The 19,367-nt window shown below is 64.0% G+C and carries 24 protein-coding genes; 16 read left to right on the top strand and 8 right to left on the bottom strand.

Annotated features, from left to right (window positions below):
* The first annotated feature begins 1 nt into the window (after position 1).
* From Q8R61_RS06305 to Q8R61_RS06290, 4 genes are read left to right on the top strand one after another with little or no spacing between them, the layout of a single operon-like run.
* Complete coding sequence (locus Q8R61_RS06305; protein WP_305535353.1) at positions 2–493, top strand: TlpA disulfide reductase family protein; 492 nt, start codon at positions 2–4, stop codon at positions 491–493.
* 21 nt (positions 494–514) lie between these two features.
* Positions 515–1,021 (top strand): thioredoxin family protein, encoded by a 507-nt coding sequence (locus Q8R61_RS06300; RefSeq protein WP_305535351.1) that lies wholly within the window; start codon positions 515–517, stop codon positions 1,019–1,021.
* Positions 1,018–2,301 (top strand): TolC family protein, encoded by a 1,284-nt coding sequence (locus Q8R61_RS06295; protein WP_305535349.1) that lies wholly within the window; start codon positions 1,018–1,020, stop codon positions 2,299–2,301. Before Q8R61_RS06300 ends, Q8R61_RS06295 begins: the two co-directional genes overlap by 4 nt.
* Positions 2,298–2,819, top strand: a complete 522-nt coding sequence (locus tag Q8R61_RS06290; RefSeq protein ID WP_305535347.1) for an efflux RND transporter periplasmic adaptor subunit — start codon at positions 2,298–2,300, stop codon at positions 2,817–2,819. Before Q8R61_RS06295 ends, Q8R61_RS06290 begins: the two co-directional genes overlap by 4 nt.
* Before the next feature lie 38 nt (positions 2,820–2,857).
* On the opposite strand, the gene Q8R61_RS06285 is transcribed toward Q8R61_RS06290, so the two are convergent.
* From Q8R61_RS06285 to Q8R61_RS06270, 4 genes are all read right to left on the bottom strand, one after another.
* Complete coding sequence (locus Q8R61_RS06285) at positions 2,858–3,361, bottom strand: hypothetical protein (RefSeq protein WP_305535345.1); 504 nt, start codon at positions 3,359–3,361, stop codon at positions 2,858–2,860.
* Positions 3,362–3,551: 190 nt separating this feature from the next.
* The gene (locus Q8R61_RS06280) at positions 3,552–3,959 is read right to left on the bottom strand and encodes a hypothetical protein (RefSeq protein ID WP_305535343.1); all 408 of its coding nucleotides are present in this window, start codon (positions 3,957–3,959) and stop codon (positions 3,552–3,554) included.
* A gap of 109 nt (positions 3,960–4,068) precedes the next feature.
* Positions 4,069–4,704 carry a lytic transglycosylase domain-containing protein gene (locus Q8R61_RS06275; protein WP_305535341.1) on the bottom strand — a complete coding sequence of 212 codons (636 nt, stop codon included), beginning with the start codon at positions 4,702–4,704 and terminating at the stop codon, positions 4,069–4,071.
* A gap of 1 nt (position 4,705) precedes the next feature.
* Entirely contained in the window at positions 4,706–6,436 is a 1,731-nt protein-coding gene (locus Q8R61_RS06270) for a proline--tRNA ligase (RefSeq protein WP_305535339.1), read from the bottom strand.
* Between the two features lie 81 nt (positions 6,437–6,517).
* On the opposite strand from Q8R61_RS06270, the gene Q8R61_RS06265 reads away from it, so the two are divergent.
* Positions 6,518–7,288 carry a polyamine aminopropyltransferase gene (locus Q8R61_RS06265; RefSeq protein WP_305535337.1) on the top strand — a complete coding sequence of 257 codons (771 nt, stop codon included), beginning with the start codon at positions 6,518–6,520 and terminating at the stop codon, positions 7,286–7,288.
* Here Q8R61_RS06265 and Q8R61_RS06260 read toward each other — a convergent pair.
* A complete protein-coding gene (locus Q8R61_RS06260) occupies positions 7,252–8,151 on the bottom strand; it encodes a WD40 repeat domain-containing protein (RefSeq protein WP_305535335.1) in 900 nt (299 codons plus the stop codon). The two genes, Q8R61_RS06265 and Q8R61_RS06260, sit on opposite strands and share 37 nt — an antisense overlap.
* Before the next feature lie 131 nt (positions 8,152–8,282).
* Between Q8R61_RS06260 and Q8R61_RS06255 the strand changes: the two genes are divergently transcribed.
* From Q8R61_RS06255 to alr, 11 genes are all read left to right on the top strand, one after another.
* The gene (locus Q8R61_RS06255) at positions 8,283–8,834 is read left to right on the top strand and encodes an RNA pyrophosphohydrolase (RefSeq protein ID WP_305535333.1); all 552 of its coding nucleotides are present in this window, start codon (positions 8,283–8,285) and stop codon (positions 8,832–8,834) included.
* A 21-nt stretch (positions 8,835–8,855) separates the two neighbouring features.
* Positions 8,856–9,209, top strand: a complete 354-nt coding sequence (locus Q8R61_RS06250) for a hypothetical protein (RefSeq protein WP_305535331.1) — start codon at positions 8,856–8,858, stop codon at positions 9,207–9,209.
* Positions 9,210–9,354: 145 nt separating this feature from the next.
* Positions 9,355–10,443, top strand: a complete 1,089-nt coding sequence (gene apbC / locus Q8R61_RS06245) for an iron-sulfur cluster carrier protein ApbC (protein WP_305535329.1) — start codon at positions 9,355–9,357, stop codon at positions 10,441–10,443.
* Positions 10,443–11,009, top strand: a complete 567-nt coding sequence (gene dcd, locus Q8R61_RS06240; RefSeq protein ID WP_305535327.1) for a dCTP deaminase — start codon at positions 10,443–10,445, stop codon at positions 11,007–11,009. The genes apbC and dcd overlap by 1 nt, the downstream gene beginning before the upstream one ends.
* A gap of 63 nt (positions 11,010–11,072) precedes the next feature.
* Complete coding sequence (locus tag Q8R61_RS06235) at positions 11,073–13,316, top strand: arginine/lysine/ornithine decarboxylase (protein WP_305535325.1); 2,244 nt, start codon at positions 11,073–11,075, stop codon at positions 13,314–13,316.
* Between the two features lie 167 nt (positions 13,317–13,483).
* The gene (gene rpsF, locus Q8R61_RS06230) at positions 13,484–13,882 is read left to right on the top strand and encodes a 30S ribosomal protein S6 (RefSeq protein WP_305535323.1); all 399 of its coding nucleotides are present in this window, start codon (positions 13,484–13,486) and stop codon (positions 13,880–13,882) included.
* Between the two features lie 29 nt (positions 13,883–13,911).
* Positions 13,912–14,202 carry a primosomal replication protein N gene (priB, locus tag Q8R61_RS06225; protein WP_305535321.1) on the top strand — a complete coding sequence of 97 codons (291 nt, stop codon included), beginning with the start codon at positions 13,912–13,914 and terminating at the stop codon, positions 14,200–14,202.
* 3 nt (positions 14,203–14,205) lie between these two features.
* Positions 14,206–14,496, top strand: coding sequence for a 30S ribosomal protein S18 (gene rpsR / locus Q8R61_RS06220; protein WP_371133566.1), 291 nt, complete (start codon positions 14,206–14,208; stop codon positions 14,494–14,496).
* Between the two features lie 12 nt (positions 14,497–14,508).
* Complete coding sequence (rplI, locus tag Q8R61_RS06215) at positions 14,509–14,958, top strand: 50S ribosomal protein L9 (RefSeq protein WP_305535319.1); 450 nt, start codon at positions 14,509–14,511, stop codon at positions 14,956–14,958.
* Positions 14,959–15,079: 121 nt separating this feature from the next.
* The gene (gene dnaB / locus Q8R61_RS06210) at positions 15,080–16,471 is read left to right on the top strand and encodes a replicative DNA helicase (protein WP_305535317.1); all 1,392 of its coding nucleotides are present in this window, start codon (positions 15,080–15,082) and stop codon (positions 16,469–16,471) included.
* Between the two features lie 9 nt (positions 16,472–16,480).
* Entirely contained in the window at positions 16,481–17,548 is a 1,068-nt protein-coding gene (alr, locus tag Q8R61_RS06205) for an alanine racemase (RefSeq protein WP_305535315.1), read from the top strand.
* Positions 17,549–17,554: 6 nt separating this feature from the next.
* Here alr and Q8R61_RS06200 read toward each other — a convergent pair whose 3' ends face one another.
* From Q8R61_RS06200 to Q8R61_RS06190, 3 genes are all read right to left on the bottom strand, one after another.
* Positions 17,555–17,917 (bottom strand): TusE/DsrC/DsvC family sulfur relay protein, encoded by a 363-nt coding sequence (locus Q8R61_RS06200; protein WP_305535313.1) that lies wholly within the window; start codon positions 17,915–17,917, stop codon positions 17,555–17,557.
* Positions 17,918–18,047: 130 nt separating this feature from the next.
* Positions 18,048–18,335, bottom strand: coding sequence for a DUF4936 family protein (locus tag Q8R61_RS06195; protein ID WP_305535311.1), 288 nt, complete (start codon positions 18,333–18,335; stop codon positions 18,048–18,050).
* Positions 18,336–19,364, bottom strand: coding sequence for a folate-binding protein YgfZ (locus Q8R61_RS06190; RefSeq protein WP_305535309.1), 1,029 nt, complete (start codon positions 19,362–19,364; stop codon positions 18,336–18,338).
* Positions 19,365–19,367 lie beyond the last annotated feature (3 nt).

The raw sequence follows: 19,367 nt of genomic DNA, 5'->3' as shown, positions 1-19,367 counted from the left end.
AATGCAGATAGAACAAGGTAGGCAAGTTTATCCGATGTGGCTGGCCGGGCTGCTGTTGGCCTTGACGGTGACGTGGGCGCAGGCGGCCGATTTCAGGGTGACCGATACCAAGGGCAAGGTCCACACGCTGTCCGGCTACAAGGGCAAGTGGGTGCTGGTGAACTACTGGGCAACCTGGTGCCCGCCTTGCCTGGAGGAAATTCCCGACCTGATCGCCCTGCACGAGGACAAGAAAAACAATCTCGTGGTCATCGGCGTGGCGTTGGATTATCGCGATCCCAAGCAGGTGATCGATTTTGCCGAAGGGCTGCTCGTTAATTACCCGATCGTGTTGGGCAATGCCAAGGTGGTGAGCCAGATCGGCCCGATGCAGGGCCTGCCGACCACCTATTTGTATAACCCGGAGGGTAAAATGGTTGCCCAGCAGGTGGGGGCGATCACGCGGGCTGCGGTGGAAAGCTATATCGCCAAGGCCCCCCGCCCGAAGAAATAATCTGCTTACCGAGGAGAACCCATGCGCTCGTTCTTGATTGCACTGTTCCTGCTGCTGTCCGTGCCCGCCTGGGCGGAAACGCGCGACCCGATGACCCATTTCTTCCAGCCCAAGTTCGGCGACCTGCAGGCCGATTTGCAGGAAGCGAAGAAACAAGGGAAGAAAGGCATTTTCCTGTTCTTCGAAATGGACGAATGTCCGTTCTGCGAGCGCATGAAAACCACCATCCTCAACCAGGCCGAGGTGCAGGACGATTTCCGCGCGAAATTCCTGCTCTACCCGATCGACGTCAACGGCGATACCGAACTCACCGATTTTCAGGGCAAGGTCACCACCGAAAAGGCATTCGCCTTTGGCCACCGCGTGCGCGCCACGCCGGTAATGATGTTCTTCGATCTCGACGGCAAGGTGTTGGCGCGTCATACCGGGCCGGTCAAGGACAAGGCCGAGTTCCTGTTGCTGGGCCGCTATGTCAGCGAAGGCGCCTATGCCACCCAGCCCTTCATCAAATACAAGCAAGGTAAATGAGGCGCGTCGCCTGGAGCGTGGTGCTGGCGTGCGCCCTGTCCGCCCCGGCGGGCGCGGCGCGTCTGACGCTGGACGAAGCGCTGGCGACGGTGTCAGCCGCCCACCCTGACCGGCGCCTGGCCGAAAGCGATCTGGCGCTGTCGCGCGCCGACCGCGAACTTGCGTCCAGCCGGCAGGATTTCAGCCTGTTTCTGGATGGCGCCGTGCGCACCGGACGGCGCCCGGACGGCGACTGGAAACCCGACAACGTCGGCCGTATCGTCGCCCGCAAGCCCTTGCTGGATTTCGGCCGAACCGGCCAGGCCGTTGTCGCCGCCGACCAGGAAATCGCTGCACGCCAGGCGGCATTGCTCAATGTCGAAAGCCTGCGTCGCATCGACATCATGGCGCGTTACTTCGATGTGCTGCTCGCCGACCAGCAATACGTCGCCGAAAACGAGTTCATGACGGTGGCCTTTCTCGACTGGGACAAGGCGCGCGAGCGCTTTGAGCTGGGGGTCGGAAGCCGCCCCGAGCTGCTGCGGCTGGAGGCCTTCTTCCAGGACTGGCGCGAACGCCGCAATGCCAGCCAGCAGCGCATGCGCAGCGCCCGCCAGAAGCTTGCGCACGCCATCCATCGCCCCGACACGCTGCCGACCGAACTTGCGGTGCCGGCGCTGCCGGGCAACGCGCGGCCGGTGCCCGACTACGATACCTTGCTGCCGTGGGTGATGCAGCACAATCCGCGTGTACAGATCCTGCAGGCGCAGCTGGCGGCGGCGGATGCGCGGCTCGCGTCGATACGCGCCGAGCGCAATCCGGTGCTGGATGCCGAAGTGATCGGCGGCGGCTACAGCCGCGAATCGACCACCCGCGATGAACTGAGCGCCGGGCTGGTCTTCAATATCCCCCTCTATCAGGGCGCGCGCGTGGATGCGCGGGTGGCGCGCGAGCTCGCGCAGAAGGACCGTCGCGCCGCCGAACTGGAAAAACTCAGGCTCGATCTGGCCGACACCCTGCTCGACACCCTGCAGGAGATTCAGTGGTTGCGTGACAGCGGCATCACGGCGGCCGACAAGCAGGTGGAATATCGCGACTGGGCGCTGGAACGCGCACGCGCCGAGTACGAGCTCGAACTGAAAACCACGCTGGGCAGCAGCATGGCGGAAACCCAGGCGGCGCAGTTGCGGCGCACGCAGATGGAATACCGGCTGGCGCTGGCGCTGGCCCGGCTGGAAGCATTGTCCGGCGGCAGCCTGCCGCCCTTTGTTAAGGAAGCACAGCAGGGAGCACAGCAATGAAGCAAGGCATCGTGGCGATCGCACTGGCCGGAGTTTGCGTGGGGGCGGTTGGTCCGCTCCAGGCGGCGGAACGGGTCGAACTCACCACCCGGGTATCCGGCGTGGTCGAACAGGTGCTGGTGAAGCCCGGGCAACGCGTGAAGAAAGGGGCGGTGCTGCTGCGCCTCGACAGGACCGTGCTGCAGGCCCTGCTCGACGAGGCGAACGCGGAGCATGCGCGCGCGGATGCCGATGAGGAAGATGCCAAGCGCGAATTCGAGCGGGCGGAGGAGTTGTTCAACCGCACTGTGTCGTCGACCAGCGAGCTCGAAGCCGCCACGCTGCGCCACACGCGGGCGAAAGCCGCGCTGGCGTCCGCGATGGCGCGGCGCACGATTGCGCAAAAGAATCTCAATGATGCCGAGCTGAAAGCGCCGTTTGCCGGCGTGGTTAGCGCGGTGCCGGGCGGGCCCGGTACGGTGGTGACCGCGGAATGCCAGCCCAGAACGCTGGTGATCCTGAGCAACGGCACGCCCTGAACGGCACGCCGCCACGGCGGCGTGCCGTCACGCGTGGTTCATCGCCCGAGGCGCCGGGCGACTTCCGCTTCCATTTCAGCCGCCTGGTGGGGTGACGCCACCGCGGCCACCACCCTGCGGCACGTCGGCAGCACGGCATTGAATCCGTCGATGTCTTGCACTTCGCTCATCTGCCGGTAAGCGGGTGACTTGGTGCCCACCAGTGCCGACATGAAGTCCAGCACATAGCTGCGGCAGTCTGCCAGCGCGCTGTTCATCGGCGCTGCAAAGCCTGGTGCAGCGGATGCGGCCGGCGCGACAGCCGGTTTTCCGGTGCCTGACGCCATATCGCGCAGGGCCTGGATGAAACCGCTTTGCAACAGGTCGTTCACCATGCTTTCCAGTTCAGCGCAGTTGGGCAGCTTGCTGCGCAGTTCGGCGAACGAAATGCCGTTGCCGAGACTGAACAGAATCTGCCGCTGCTTGGGTCGCAGGGTATGGCCGTGGTTGAAGATTTCCTCCTGTCCCTTGGCCGTCCGGGACAAATGCATGGTCATTTCCATGGTCGCCTCCTAAGTATCGTTGGGTGGCACGTAGGTACCCCGCTTTTACTTCTGCAGGGTTCGTGCCAACCGGGACAAGGGGCAGACCGACCAATAGACGCGGTTTATCGACACACGCTCAGCGCATCAGTGCCGCAAACCTGTTGAACGGACGACGCACGGATGAGTTCTCGACAAAAAACTATGGCGTTCAGTCGTGGACGTTCTCGATCACATCGAAAATGACACGGGTCCGCACATTCATGATCGCGATGCTGGAACCGACGATCACGCGCACGTAGCCATCCGGCATACGACTCAACTGCCGTTCCACGTTCTGGGGAAGATAGTGCCAGTAGGCATCGGGCGGCAGCGGCTGGCGTGCCCGCAGCGCATGGCCGGGCGGCACCTTGCCTTTTTTGGCGAGACCGGGCGGCAGCGCGCGGTAGTCGACCCGGTAATAGTCGCGCAGGATCCGGCGGTCGTGGTCCGAGAACACCACGCGCACGTCGAGATCGCGATCGTATACGCGCACTTCGCCATACCGGGGTTGGGTTTCGCAGCCGGCCACCCCTGCCAGGGCAACCAGGGCAAGCAGCGTGAGAACAGGCGTTTTCATGGGGGGCTTCCTAAAAATGCGCATGGCAGAATGCCGCGCCTTCTTTAAAGATGGGCGACTGGGCGAGAAAGGCAAGTAGGTTCCGGCGGGCGCGCGCCCGGCCGGCGAGTCAGCTGCGGGGTGCGGCGGTGGCGTCGGCCGATTTGGTGCTGGGGGTGTAGTCCCAGTGGCGCTTCCAGGCGCCGACCACCAGGTTGGGGTATTCCGGGCGGCCCAGGCTGCCGTTGTAGCGGCCCAGTGCGCGGTAGAGGTCGCCGCGCTCGATGTCGATATAGTGGCGCAGGATCAGCGCGCCATAGCGCAGATTGGTGCGCAGCTGGAATAGGTTGTGGTCGGGACTGCCGATGGTCTTGACCCAGAACGGCATCACCTGCGTGTAGCCGCGTGCGCCCACCGGCGACACCGCATATTTGCGGAAGCCGCTTTCGACCTGGATCAGGCCCAGCATCAGTTGCGGATCGACCCCGGCGCGCGCGGCTTCCCAGTGCAGGGTGGTCAGAAATTCCAGCCGCTCGGCTTCATCGGGCATGCGCTTGGCGAGCCGGCGCGACATGTCCTTCAGCCAGGCCGCTTCATCGGCGACATTGCGGAACGCAGTGCGGGTGACCGCGTTGTCGGCCAGCGCCCGCTGCAGCGAGGCACGCACGTTGGCCGACATTGCTTCCTCGCGCTGGTTACCCGCCTGAACAGGCAGGGCCAGCAGCAGGGCGGCGAGCAAAAGACCGATGTGCGTGCGTGTGTTCATGTCAGTTTTCCAGCAAACCTTTCAAAAATTGCGTTGCGCCGGCCAGCGCGATCTTTTGCGCGTCGCCGCTTTGTCCGGCTGGGGCCCGGCGCGGCTGGTATTCGATCTCGCCGTCCTTGAGGCCGCGTTCGCCGACCGTCACGCGGTGCGGAATGCCGATCAGCTCGGCGTCGGCGAACATCACGCCGGGGCGTTCGTCGCGGTCGTCCAGCAGGACGTCGACCCCGGCGGCAGAAAGTTCAGCATACAACGTATCAGCGGCCGTTTTAACCATTTCGCTCTTGCCGTATCCGATTGCCACAATTACAAGCAAGAACGGTGCCATCGTCGCCGGCCAGATGATGCCGCGTTCGTCGTGGTTCTGCTCGATGGCCGAGGCCACGATGCGCGACACGCCGATGCCGTAGCAGCCCATTTCCAGCGCCTGCGTCTTGCCCGCTTCGTCCAGGTAGGTGGCGTTCATCGCCTGGGAATACTTGTTGCCGAGCTGGAACACGTGGCCGACCTCGATGCCGCGGCACAGTAACAGGGTGCCGTGGCCGTCCGGGCTGGGATCGCCCGGGCTGACATTCCTTATATCGGCCACAACATCCGGTTCCTGCAGGTCGCGGCCGAAATTCACCCCGGCCAGATGCAGCTTGGGCTTGTTGGCGCCGCAGACGAAATCGCTCATCGCGGCGACCGCGCGGTCGGCGATCACCCGGATTTTGGCGCGGTCGATCCCGACCGGTCCGAGGAAGCCGGGCGGGCAGTCGAAGGCGGCGCGGATTTCGGCTTCATTCGCCAGGCGGAAATCGGCCAGGCCGTCGAGCTTGCCGAGCTTGACTTCGTTCAGCATGTGGTCGCCGCGCAGCAGCAGGACGACCAGCGCGTCGCCGGCCATCACGGCGATGAGCTTGACGGTGCGTTCGAGTGGAATATCCAGCAGGGCGGCGACATCCTCGCAGGTGGTCTGCTTCGGCGTGTCCACCTCGCGCAGGGTTTCCTGCGGCGCGGCGCGCGGCGTCGCGGGGGCGAGCGCCTCGGCCAGCTCGACGTTGGCGGCGTAGCCGGAATCCGGGCAGTAGGCGATCAGGTCCTCGCCGGAGTCGGCCAGCACGTGGAATTCGTGCGAGGCGGAGCCGCCGATGGCGCCGGTATCGGCCGCCACCGGGCGGAAAGTCAGCCCCAGCCGGCTGAAAATACGCCCATAGGCGTCGTACATGGTCTGGTAGGTGTCGGCCAGGCTGTCACGGCTGGCGTGGAAGGAATAGGCGTCCTTCATCAGGAATTCGCGCGCGCGCATGACGCCGAAGCGCGGCCGGATCTCGTCGCGGAATTTCATCTGGATCTGATAAAAGTTCAGCGGCAGCTGGCGGTAGCTCTTGATTTCTCGGCGCGCCACGTCGGTGATGACTTCCTCGTGGGTCGGGCCGAAGCAGAAGTCGCGCTGGTGGCGGTCCTTGATTTTCAGCATCTGCGGGCCGAACACCGCCCAGCGCCCGGTTTCCTGCCACAGTTCAGCCGGCTGCACCGCTGGCATCAGCAGTTCGATCGCACCGGCGCGGTTCATTTCCTCGCGCACCACGGCCTCGACCCGGCGCAGCACCCGCAGGCCCAGCGGCATCCAGGTGTAGAGTCCGGAGCCCAGGCGCTTGATCAGGCCGGCGCGCAGCATCAGCTGGTGGCTGACGAGTTCGGCTTCGGACGGGGCTTCCTTGGTGGTGGAAATGAAAAACTGGCTGGCGCGCATGGTGGAATAATCGGGACGAAAACGCGCATTTTAGCGTGCGGACAGGTAATCTTTCGCGCTCGATTTTGGAGTGAAATGGCAATGCGCCTGAAATTTGGTAAACGCCGGGCAGCCGACGACGGGCTGGAAGTGACCGAGGAACGCGGGGTGCGCACGCTGCACCTGGGTAGCCAGGCGATCCAGAGCCGGATGCGGGTGTCGCGGCCGTGGGACCTGGAACTGGCCTACACTCGCGCGATGATGGGCTTCCTGCTTTTCAATTCGGCGCCGCAGAACGTGCTGATGATCGGCCTCGGCGGCGGCTCGCTCGCCAAATACATCCGCAAGCAGCGCCCGCAGACGCATATCACCGCGGTGGAAATCGACCCGCGGGTGATTGCCGCCGCGCGCACCCATTTCGACCTGCCGCCGGACGACGCCACCCTCGACGTGATCGAGGCCGACGGCGCGCTGTATGTGCGGCAGCATCCCGGCAGCGCCGACGTCATCCTGCTCGATGGCTTCGATGCCGGCAATCAGGTTGCCGAACTTGCGACGCAGACTTTCTATACCGCCTGCCGACGCGTGCTGAAGCCGGGCGGCGTGCTGGTGGTGAACCTGTGGGGCCGCGACAGCGACTTTGCCGAGTATTTTGCGCGGCTGACGCGCGCCTTCGACGGCGAGGTCGGCTGGATCTCGGTGCAGGACAAGACCAATGTCATCGTGTTTGCGTTTGCCGAGCCGGGCGGCCCCGCGCGGCTCGATGCCGCGCGGCCGCAGCTGGCAGATATATCGAAGCGCTGGGGGCTTGATCTGCGCGCCTTTGCGCACACCTTTCAGTGGGCGGAGGGCATCGCGCCGCTGCTGGAATAAGGCGCCTTGTCGAGGCGGTGCAGGCGCACGCTTTCATCGTCCGAGCCGGAGGCCAGCGTACGCCCATCGGGACTGAAGCGAATGACCGCGCCGCACAAAGCGTGTGCCTGATAGCGTTTCACCATGCTGAAATTGGTGGTGTCGAGGACGCGGATCGCGGAATCGGTGTGACGGCCCAGCGTGGCCAGATGGCGGCCGTCCGGGCTGAAGGCAAGCGAGGTCAGCAAGCCATTGTGCTCGGTCGGAATGGAACGCCGGCTGCCGCTCACCACATCCCACACGCTCAGGCGAAACCAGCTGCCGGCCGCCAGCATGCGGCCGTCCGGGCTGAATTGCAGGTCGTGCGGCGCGTGCGGAGTGGCCAGGGTTTGGCGTGGTGTCAATATCGCATCCAGCACCAGGATGCGGTCCTCGAGTCCGACCGCCAGGTAGGCGCCGTGCGCGCTGAGCGCGACCACGCCGGTGTCCAGCGCAAGTTCACGCAGCGGGTCCAGCGTGTTCTGAGACCAGATCAGCACGCGGCCGTCGGCATGGCCGCTGACCACCTGGCCCTGAAACAGCGCCAGCGCCGTCACGGCGGCGCCATCATGCTGCGCCTGGATGCGGCCGTTATGCCACAGGATCAGCCGGCCATCGTCGCTGCCGCTGACAAAATCGCCGGAGGGCAGGGGCAGGAGGGCGCGCACGGCGCGACGGTGGCCTTGCATTTCGGCGCGCGGTGTTCGGGTGACGGCATCCCACACCCGGATGTCGCCCAGGAAGCCTCCGCTGATGAAACGCTGCCCATCCGTGGTGTAGGCGAGGGCGGTGGTGCCGAATTCATGGATTTCCGCCAGCACATGATCCGGCCGCTCGGCCGTCATCAGACTCGAACACCCCGACAAAAAATTAATTAAAACAATGCTTAACAGAAGATTTCTGGCCACGGCAGGTTTGCAATTTCCAGTGGGTGTGAAAGAATGCAGGCAATCGAACTTTATTGATGGTGGCGGCCATGATCGACCGAGAAGGGTACCGCCCGAACGTAGGCATTATATTGTGCAACGCGCACAACCAGGTCTTCTGGGGAAAGCGCGTCAACCAGCACGCCTGGCAGTTTCCTCAGGGCGGAATCAATGCGGGGGAAACGCCGGAACAGGCCATGTTCCGGGAACTGGAAGAAGAAGTGGGCCTGCAACCCGCGCATGTGCGAATTCTTGGGCGCACGCGCGAATGGCTGCGCTACGACGTGCCCGCGCACTGGACGCGACGCGACAGCCGTGGCCTGTATCGCGGCCAGAAGCAGATCTGGTTTTTGCTGCGGCTCACCGGGCGCGACTGCGATGTGTCGCTGCGCGCCAGCGGTCACCCCGAGTTCGACGCCTGGCGCTGGAACGAGTACTGGGTGTCGATGGAGGCGGTGGTCGACTTCAAGCGCGAGGTCTACCGACTGGCGCTCGAAGAGCTTGAACGCTATCTGCACAAGGATGGGCAGTCCATCCGGCAACGCACGCGGCTCCAGTGCGAGCGGCGTAGCGGACTGGCCGACCTGCGCTTGAAAACCTGAATCCGGACTGCGGGAGGCGTGATGAAGATCCGCATTCATGCTTCGACCACGCTGACCGCTGGCGCGGCACCCGGTGTGCCGTTGTGGCAGCTGGCGCCCACGCACGATGCCAGCGGACATTTGCTGACGGACTTCATGATGCTGATCCCACGCCTGCGCTCGCGGCCGTCGACCGAGATCGAGCGCACTTCGCACGAGATCCAGACGGTGCTGTCGCTGCATCAGGATGTGGTGTTTGCCGACCTCAACCTGAAGTTGAACCTGCTCTGGGTCTCGCTACGTCCACGCCCGGGCGCGATCAGCGAACTGGTTGCAGCGATTCGCCTGCGCGTACCCGAGGCGGTGCTGGTGGGTCATCACACCGACCTTCGATAAGGGCTGCCTGCCGGGCCTGTCCCGGGCCCGGGCAAATAGCCCTGCAAATTGCATGGAAACCCGCGTCTTTTCTTGTCCCGGCGTTCGCGAAAAGCGCCAGACTTCGTTAAAATGCGCGATTGCCAATCAACCTGCTGGAGCAACCATGGCCGTTTCTGAACTTCAGGTGCAAACCGCACTGAAAGCGTTGGTCGACCCCAACACGCACAAGGATTACGTCTCGACCAAATCCGCTCGCAACATCAAGATCGACGGCGGTGCCGTGTCGGTCGACATCCTGCTGAGCTACCCGGCGCAGAGCCAGCTCGACGCCATCAAGCAACAAGTCGAGACCGCGCTGAAAGGCATCGACGGCGTCACCGCCGCCACCGCCAACGTCAGCTTCAAGATCGTCTCGCACAGCGTGCAGCGCGGTGTCAAGCTGATCCCCAACGTCAAGAACATCATCGCCGTCGCGTCTGGCAAGGGTGGCGTCGGCAAGTCCACCACTGCCGTCAACCTGGCGCTGGCGCTGGCCGCCGAAGGCGCGCGCGTCGGCATGCTGGACGCCGACATTTATGGCCCGTCGCAGCCGACCATGCTCGGCATCACCGACAAGCCCGAATCGACCGACGGCAAGAATCTCGAGCCGCTGATCGGCCACGGCATCCAGGCGATGTCGATCGGCTTCCTGATTGACGTCGAAACCCCGATGGTGTGGCGTGGCCCGATGGTCACGCAGGCGCTGGAGCAGCTGCTCAACAACACCAACTGGAGCGAGCTCGACTACCTGGTAGTGGACCTGCCGCCGGGTACCGGCGACATCCAGTTGACGCTGGCGCAACGTGTGCCGGTGACCGGCGCGGTGATCGTCACCACGCCGCAGGACATCGCGCTGATCGACGCGCGCAAGGGTCTCAAGATGTTCGAGAAGGTCGGCATCCCCATCATCGGCGTGGTCGAGAACATGAGCCTGCATATCTGCTCGAACTGCGGCCATGAAGAACGCATCTTTGGCGAAGGCGGCGGCGAGCGCATGTGCAAGGACTACAACGTCGAGTTTCTCGGCGCGCTGCCGCTCGACGGCGCGATCCGTGCCGACACCGATTCCGGCAAGCCCTCGGTGGTGTCCGATCCGGATGGCCGCGTGACGGACATCTACAAGCAGATCGCGCGCCGGGTGGCAGTCAAGATTGGCGAAACCGCGGTGGATCATTCCAACAAATTCCCCAACATCGTCATTTCCAATACCTGATGAGCATCAAGTCCGACCGATGGATCCGCCGCATGGCGGCTGAGCAGAACATGATCGAGCCGTTCGAACCGGGGCAGATCAAACAGGCCAACGGCCGCTCCATCGTGTCGTACGGCACGTCGAGCTACGGCTACGACGTGCGCTGTGCTGACGAATTCAAGCTGTTTACCAACATCAACTCGACCATCGTCGACCCCAAGGCATTCGACCCGAACTCCTTCGTCGAGGTGAAGGGCGATTCCTGCATCATCCCGCCGAATTCCTTTGCGCTGGCGCGCACCGTGGAATATTTCCGCATTCCGCGCAATGTGCTGACCATCTGCCTTGGCAAAAGCACCTACGCGCGCTGCGGCATCATCGTCAACGTGACCCCGCTGGAACCCGAGTGGGAAGGCCACGTGACGCTGGAGTTTTCCAACACCACGCCGCTTCCGGCGCGGATCTACGCCAACGAAGGCGTGGCGCAGATGCTGTTTCTCGAGTCCGACGAAGTGTGCGAAATCTCATACCGCGACCGCGGCGGCAAATACCAGGGCCAGATCGGCGTGACCCTGCCTAAAATTTAACGCCACCGTCTCCCGGTCGACGTACAATCCGCGTTTTTCCCACGCTCAGCCTCAGGAGCCGCCATGCGCTTCCGTTTTCCCGTTGTCATCATTGACGAAGACTTCCGTTCCGAGAACGCTTCGGGGCTGGGCATCCGCACGCTCGCCGAGGCGATCGAAAAGGAAGGCATGGAGGTGCTGGGCGTCACCAACTTCGGCGACCTGACTTCATTCGCTCAGCAGCAGGCGCGTGCCTCGGCCTTCGTGCTGTCGATCGACGACGAGGAACTGGCGGGCAGCGACGAGGATACGAGCAAGGCGCTGCAAAAGCTGCGCGCTTTCGTTGAGGAAGTGCGCTTCCGCAACGCCGAGATCCCGATCTTCCTGCACGGCGAAACCCGCACCGCGCGGCATATCCCGAACGACATCCTGCGTGAGCTGAACGGCTTCATCCACATGCTGGAAGACACGCCGGAATTTCTCGCCCGCTATATCGGCCGCGAGGCGCGCGCCTACCTCGATTCGCTGGTGCCGCCGTTCTTCCGCGCGCTGACCCATTACGCGGCAGACGGCTCGTATTCCTGGCACTGCCCCGGCCACTCCGGCGGCGTGGCCTTTCTGAAGTCGCCGATCGGCCAGATGTTCCACCAGTTCTTCGGCGAGAACCTGCTGCGTGCCGACGTCTGCAATGCGGTCGACGAACTCGGCCAGTTGCTCGACCACACCGGTCCGGTGGGCGCGTCGGAGCGCAATGCGGCGCGCATCTTCAACTGCGACCACCTGTTCTTCGTCACCAACGGTACCTCGTCGTCTAACAAGATGGTGTGGCATGCCACCGTCGCGCCGGGCGACATCGTCGTGGTCGACCGCAACTGCCACAAGTCGATCCTGCACGCGATCATCATGTGCGGCGCGATTCCGATTTTCCTGACGCCGACGCGCAACCACTACGGCATCATCGGGCCGATTCCGCTGGACGAGTTCCGGCCGGAAAACATCGAGAAGAAGATCGCCGCGCATCCGTTCGCCAAGGACGTGAAGCGCAAGCCGCGCATCCTCACCATCACCCAGTCGACCTACGACGGCATCCTCTACAACGTCGATATGATCAAGGAGCTGCTGGGCGACTACATCGATACCCTGCATTTTGACGAAGCCTGGCTGCCGCACGCGACCTTCCATGATTTCTATCGCGGCATGCACGCCATCGGCAAGGATCGCCCGCGCGCCAAGGATGCGCTGGTGTTCGCGACCCAATCGACGCACAAGCTGCTGGCCGGTCTCTCGCAGGCCTCGCAGATCCTGGTGCAGGACTCGGAGACGCGCAAGCTCGATTTCACCCGCTTCAACGAGGCCTATCTGATGCACACCTCGACTTCGCCGCAGTACGCGATCATCGCCTCGTGCGATGTGGCGGCGGCGATGATGGAGCCGCCCGGCGGCCCCGCGCTGGTCGAGGAATCGATCAAGGAAGCGCTCGATTTCCGCCGTGCCATGCGCAAGGTCGACGAGGAATTCGGCGACTCCTGGTGGTTCAAGGTGTGGGGCCCGCAGAAGCTGGCCGAGGAGGGCGTGGGCGATCGCGAGGACTGGATGCTCGCGGCCGGCGAGCGCTGGCACGAGTTCGGCAACCTCGCGCCCGGTTTCAACCTGCTCGACCCGATCAAGGCCACGGTCATCACCCCGGGGCTGGACATGGACGGCGCGTTCGCCGACTGGGGCCTGCCGGCGGCGATCGTCACCAAATACCTGGCCGAGCACGGCGTCATTGTGGAAAAGACCGGACTGTATTCCTTTTTCATCATGTTCACCATCGGCATCACCAAGGGGCGCTGGAACACGCTGGTCACCGCGCTGCAGCAGTTCAAGGCCGACTACGACGAGAACCAGCCGTTGTGGCGCGTGCTGCCCGAATTCATCGAGAAGCATCCGCGCTACGAAAAAACCGGCCTGAAGGACCTGTGCGACCAGATCCACGCCATCTACAAGGCCAACGACGTCGCGCGTTTGACGACCGAGATGTATTTGTCGGAAATGGCACCGGCGATGAAACCGGCCGACGCCTTCGCCAAGATGGCGCACCGCGAAATCGAGCGGGTCGAGATCGACAAGCTTGAAGGCCGTATCACCGCGATGCTGGTGACGCCTTATCCGCCGGGCATTCCGCTGCTGATTCCGGGTGAGCGCTTCAACAGCACCATCGTGCGCTACCTGCAGTTCACCCGCGAATTCAACGAGCGCTTCCCCGGCTTCGAAACCGATGTGCACGGCCTGGTCGAGGACGTGGTCGACGGCAAGTCCAAATATTTCGTCGATTGCGTGATGTGAGCCGACGCCGTGGGGCGGCAACCAGCTTGATTTGTCAGGCAAAAAGCGTATGATTTGCAGTCCCCGGTTTGCCGGGGATTGTTTTTTGGCCCCGGCTTTGCGGCTGGGGTCGATATCCACCTTGCTCCACCGCACCGCAGCGGGGGGCTGAACCGAAAGGAAACTTGATGCGGCATTACGAAATCGTATTTATCGTCCATCCCGATCAGAGCGAGCAGGTGCCCGCGATGATCGAGCGTTACAAAAGCAATATCACCACGCGCGGCGGCAGCGTCCACCGTTTGGAAGACTGGGGCCGCCGCCAGATGGCCTACCCGATCCAGAAGGTCCACAAGGCCCACTACGTTCTGATGAACATCGAGTGCGACCAGGAAGCGCTGGACGAGCTCGAGCATGGCTTCAAGTTCAACGATGCCGTGCTGCGTCATCTGACCGTCAAGCGCGACGACGCCGTGACCACGGCCTCGCCGATGATGAAGGAAGAAAAGTCGCGCGACATGCTGGACAGTGCCAAGCCCGAAGGCGCCAAGCCGGAAGTGGCTGCCGAGGCGCCTGCTGCAGCCTGAGTGAGTGCCGGGTTGAATGAGTGCCGAGTTTGAATAGGCTGCTCATCAGCGGAGTCCTCATCCAGGTTGATCCTGTGCGTTACAGTCCGGCCGGCGTGCCGATTGCCGAAGCGGTGATTCACCATCGCAGCAGCCAGACAGTCGCCACGCAGGCCCGGCAGGTTGAATGCGAGTTGACGGTGCAGGCGAGTGGATCGCTTGCCGCCCAACTGGCACAGCTGGCCACCGGAACACAGGTCAAACTGGAAGGCGCGTTGAACCGACGCAGCGTGAACAGCCGGCAACTGATATTGATATTGAATCGAATCGAAAAGGAATAAATCATGGCACGTCCCATGGGTGGCAAATCCGGCGGCAAGTTCGCCAAAAAAGGCGGTCGCGACAGCGGCAACCGGGGTCTCTTCAAGCGTCGCAAGTTCTGTCGCTTCACCGCCGAGAAGGTGGTTGAGGTCGACTACAAGGATGTCGACGTGCTGAAGGAATTCATCGCCGAAAACGGCCGCATCATCCCGGCCCGCATCACCGGCACCAAGGCGCATTACCAGCGCCAGCTCTCCACCGCCATCAAGCGCGCGCGCTTCCTGGCGCTGATGCCCTACACCGACCTGCATTAAAAGGAGACGACCATGCAAATCATTCTGATGGACAAAGTCGTCAACCTGGGCAATCTGGGTGACGTGGTCAAGGTGAAAGACGGCTATGCCCGCAACTTTCTGATCCCCACCGGCCGTGCGCGTCGCGCTACGCAAGCCAACATGGAAGCGTTCGCAGCGCAGAAGGCCGAGCTGGAGCGCGTTGCCGCCGAAAAGCTGGCCGACGCCCAGCGTCGCGCCGAAAAGCTGGAAGGCACAAGCGTGACGATCCGCCAGAAGGCCGGTGTCGACGGTCGCCTGTTCGGCTCGATCACCAACGCCGACATTGCCGATGCGCTGAAGGCGCAGGGCCATGACGTGGCGAAGGCAGATGTTCGTCTGCCCGATGGCCCATTCAAGGCCATTGGCGAATATCCGGTGGTCCTGGGTCTGCACCATGATGCCGTGGCCAATATCACGGTGATGGTGGCTGGCGAGCAGTAAGCCGTTCCGCTGCCGCAATGAAAAGGGAGCCTCGCGGCTCCCTTTTTTATACCCGTCTGTACAGTCATTATCCACAAGCTTATCCCTTGGTAGCAGGGGAGTGCAGGACTAGAATCCCGCCATGGCCGCTATCCACCCGCTCAACACCCAAACCGATCCCCAGCTTGCGCAGATGCGCCTGCCGCCGCATTCGCTCGAAGCCGAACAGGCCGTGCTGGGCGGCCTGCTGCTGGACAACAGCGCGTGGGACCGTATCGGCGATGTGGTGGCGGAAAGCGATTTCTATCGCCAGGACCATCGCCAGATTCTGCGCGCGATTGTGCGACAGATTGCCGAAAACCGCCCGGCGGACGCGGTGACGGTCTCCGAGGCGCTGCAGTCGATGGGCCAGCTCGAAGGCGTCGGCGGCCTGGCCTATATCGTCGCACTGGCGAGCAATACGCCGTCGGCGGCCAACATCCGCCGCTATGCCGAAATCGTGCGCGAGCGCTCGGTGATGCGCCGGCTGGCCGACGTCGCCACCGGGATTGCCGACACCGCCTATTCGCCGGCCGGGCGCAGCGCCTCGCAGCTGCTCGACGAGGCCGAAGCCAAGGTGTTCGAGATCGCCGAATCCGGCAGCCGCGGGCAGGCGGGCTTCACTGAAATCAAGCCGCTGTTGAAGGAAGTGGTCGAGCGCATCGACGAGCTGTATCACCGTGACAACGATTCCGGCATCACGGGCGTGCCCACCGGCTTCCACGACCTCGACCAGAAGACCTCGGGCCTGCAGCCGGGAGACCTCGTCATCGTCGCAGGCCGGCCGTCGATGGGCAAGACCGCGTTCTCGCTCAACATGGCCGAAAACGTCGCGCTTGATACCGGCCTGCCGGTCGCGGTGTTCTCGATGGAAATGGGTGGCGCCCAGCTGGTGATGCGGATGATCGGTTCGGTTGGCAAGCTCGATCAGCACCGCCTGCGCACCGGCAAACTGGGCGAGGACGACTGGCAACGCCTGACCTACGCACTGGGCAAGCTCAACGACGCGCCGGTCTTCATCGATGAAACCCCCGGGCTTAACGTGCTCGAACTGCGCGCCCGCGCGCGCCGGCTGATGCGCCAGTGCGGCAAGCTCGGCCTCATCGTGATTGACTACATCCAGTTGATGTCGGCCAGCAGTTCGGGCGAAAACCGCGCCACTGAAATTTCCGAGATCTCGCGTGCCTTGAAAGGTCTGGCCAAGGAACTGCACGTGCCGGTGGTCGCGCTGTCGCAGTTGAACCGCGGCCTGGAACAGCGTCCCAACAAGCGTCCGGTGATGTCCGACCTGCGTGAATCCGGCGCCATCGAGCAGGATGCCGACGTCATCCTGTTCATCTACCGCGACGAGGTCTACAACCCCGACACGCAGGACAAGGGCACGGCCGAAATCATCATCAGCAAGCAGCGTAACGGTCCCATCGGCACCGTGCGCCTGGCCTTCATCGGCGAATACACGCGCTTCGAATCCCTGGCCCAGCCAGGCTCGTACTAAGCCCTGCCCATGCGGCCCATCCAGGCGCGAATCTCCATTGGCGCGATGGCGCACAACCTGCGCGTGGCGCGCGCGCACGCAGGCGAGGCGCACGTGTTCGCCGTGGTCAAGGCCAATGCCTATGGCCACGGGCTGTCGCGTGCGCGGCGTGCGCTGGCTGCGGCCGATGGCTTTGCCGTGCTGACGCTGGAGGAGGCGGCCAACCTGCGGCTGATGGGCGTGGAACAGCCCATCCTGCTGCTGGAGGGCATGTTCGGCGCGGACGAAATTGCCACCTGCGCCGAACTCGACCTGTGGCCCGTGCTGCACCATGCGGGGCAGCTCGACTGGCTGGCCCAGCAGCCGCCCGCGCGTCCGATTCGGGTCTTTCTCAAGTTCGACAGCGGTATGCACCGGCTCGGCTTTCCGCTGGCCGACCATGCGGCCATCGTTGCGCGGGTCCAAAGCCTGCCCGGCGTAGCGGGCGTCATGCTGATGACGCACTTTGCCCAAGCGGACGAAGCTGCCGGGGTGGACTGGCAACTGCAGCCTTTCCTGCGCGAGCTGGCCGGCCACGGCCTGCCGTGGAGCAGCGCCAATTCGGCGGCGCTGCTGCGCCATCCGGCCAGCTGTGGCGCCTGGGTACGGCCGGGCATCATGCTGTATGGTGCCTCGCCGTTTGCCGACGTGCCGGCCGAGACGCTGGGCTTGCGCCCGGCGATGACGCTGCAGTCGGAAATCATCAGCGTGCAGACCGTGCAGCCGGGCGAGGGCGTGGGCTATGGTCAGCTGTTCCGGGCCGAGCGCACGATGCGGGTCGGCGTCGTCGCCTGCGGCTATGCGGACGGCTACCCGCGCCACGCACCGACAGGCACGCCGGTGCGCGTCGATGGCCGCCCCAGTCAAACCCTCGGACGGGTGTCGATGGACATGCTGTGTGTGGATCTGAGCGAATGCGCGGACGCCGGGGTTGGAAGTCCGGTGGTGCTGTGGGGTGACGGTGTGCCGGTGGACGCGGTGGCTGCGGCCGCCGGCACCAGCAGCTATGAACTGCTGTGCGCGCTGGCGGCGCGGGTGCCGGTCGTAGAGACCGACTAGACGCGGTCAGTGGGTGGTGCCGAACGAGGGGTCGCGGGTGCCCGGCGGCATCGGCAGCCCGGCATAGCGGCTGGCCTGGGCGATCGGCCCGTGCGGGAACAGCGTGTACAGAAAACGGTGCCCGCCCATGCCGGCGAACTCCGTTTCCAGCGACTGCATCAGCATGCGCGCATTGATCGTGCCGCCGTGGTCAGCATAGCAGTCGCGCAGATAGCGGATCATGCCAAGGTGCGCGTCGGTCAGCTCCAGACCGTCGGCACGGGCCATTTCAATGGCCTGTTGTTCCGTCCAGTGATCCAGCTCGACGAGGTGGCCGCGCATCGCGGGATCGGCATGCGCCTGTGCCATCATTTTGTTGATGTCCAGCATGGCAGTCTCCAGCGTGAAGGGCTTTTTTTATAGGACGCCCGCGCCTGAAAACCAAGCGGGTCATGATCCGGAAACAGGCAGGGTGGGCATGAAAAAGCCGGACTCCCCCGGCTTTTTCATGGCTGGAATGTCATGGCGTGGAAGCGGCTGCGGCAAAACACTCCAGGCGACGCTCGCCCTGAATGAAAGCCGCGCAGTCCTGCGCTGCCGCCGCGGCATCTAGGGCCGCGGCAAACGCCGCCCTGTCGGCAATGCCTTCATACACTTCCATCCAGGTCGACGCGTCGTCGCAGCGCTGCAGCCGCCGCGGGGGCGCGTTGCAGTGCGCCGCCATCACGGCCAGCAGCGCATCGATCCGCGCGGCGGCCAGCATGGTCTGCGCTGGGTCAATGCGGTAGTAGACGTAGGCCGACGTCACCTATTCGGGCAGCGCGTAGGGCAGAGGCTTCAGCTGCAGCGCGGCGCCGTCGGCGGTTTTCAGGTGCAGGGTATGCGACTTCGCGCTCTCGACCTGCGCCACCGCCAGCACGTCAAAGCCGCCGGCCGGCGCCGGCGCAGCGTTGACCACGGTGCCGGTGGCCTGGCCTTCGATGTCGGCGCTGTACAGACTGTCGCCCGGCGCGGCCTCGGCATCCACGTGTGCGAGGAACATGCGCCGCTTGAGCTTGCCCAGGTACTGGCTGCGCGCGACGATTTCCTGGCCAGGGTAGCAGCCCTTCTGGAAGCTGACGCCGCCGATGACTTCGAGGTTGACCATCTGCGGCACGAACTGCTCCTGGGTGGCGGCGACGATCATCGGAATGCCGGCGTTGAGCCTGAGCCAGTCCCACACCGGGGCGCCGACCGGGGTGGCCGTCTGCCGCAGCGTCTGCCACACCGCAGCGGCGCGCTCGGGGACGATCGCCAGCACGAACTTGTCGTCACCGACGCGGATGACCTGGCCGGCTTCGCCAGCGGCTGAGCGCATCGCTGCGTCCGGCATCACGCCCATCGCGTCGCTGACCGCTGCCAACGCCTGCTTGCCGGCCACCACCAGACGCACGCTTTCGTCGCTGGCGTCGCGGCCCTGCACCTTGGCGCGCAGGATGAACATGGACAGGCGCTTCAGCACGCTGGGCAGGATGTCGCCCGACAACTGCAGGCAATAGTCCTCACCCTGACGCCACAGCAGGAAGTTGCCGAGCAGACGCCCCTTGGGGCTGCAGTAGCCGTTCCACTGCGCGGCATCGGCGTGCAGGCTGCGCACGTCGTTGGTCAGCTGGCCCTGCAGGAAGGTGGCGGCTTCCTCGCCGCGAAACGCGATGACGCCAAGTTGCGACAGATCCGCGACAATAGTGCCGCTGGCCGCGGCGGCGCGTTCGGCGGCCGCGTCGCCATAATTCAGCACGGTGGCGTGGTCGATGACCGCGCCTTGCGATTGCAGAAAGGTTTTCCAGGATTCGATCACGAT

Source organism: Thiobacillus sp. (assembly GCF_030696885.1).
Lineage (GTDB): Bacteria > Pseudomonadota > Gammaproteobacteria > Burkholderiales > Thiobacillaceae > Thiobacillus.
The sequence above is the reverse complement of the archived record's forward strand: the minus strand, read 5'-3'. Positions and strand labels throughout refer to the sequence as shown.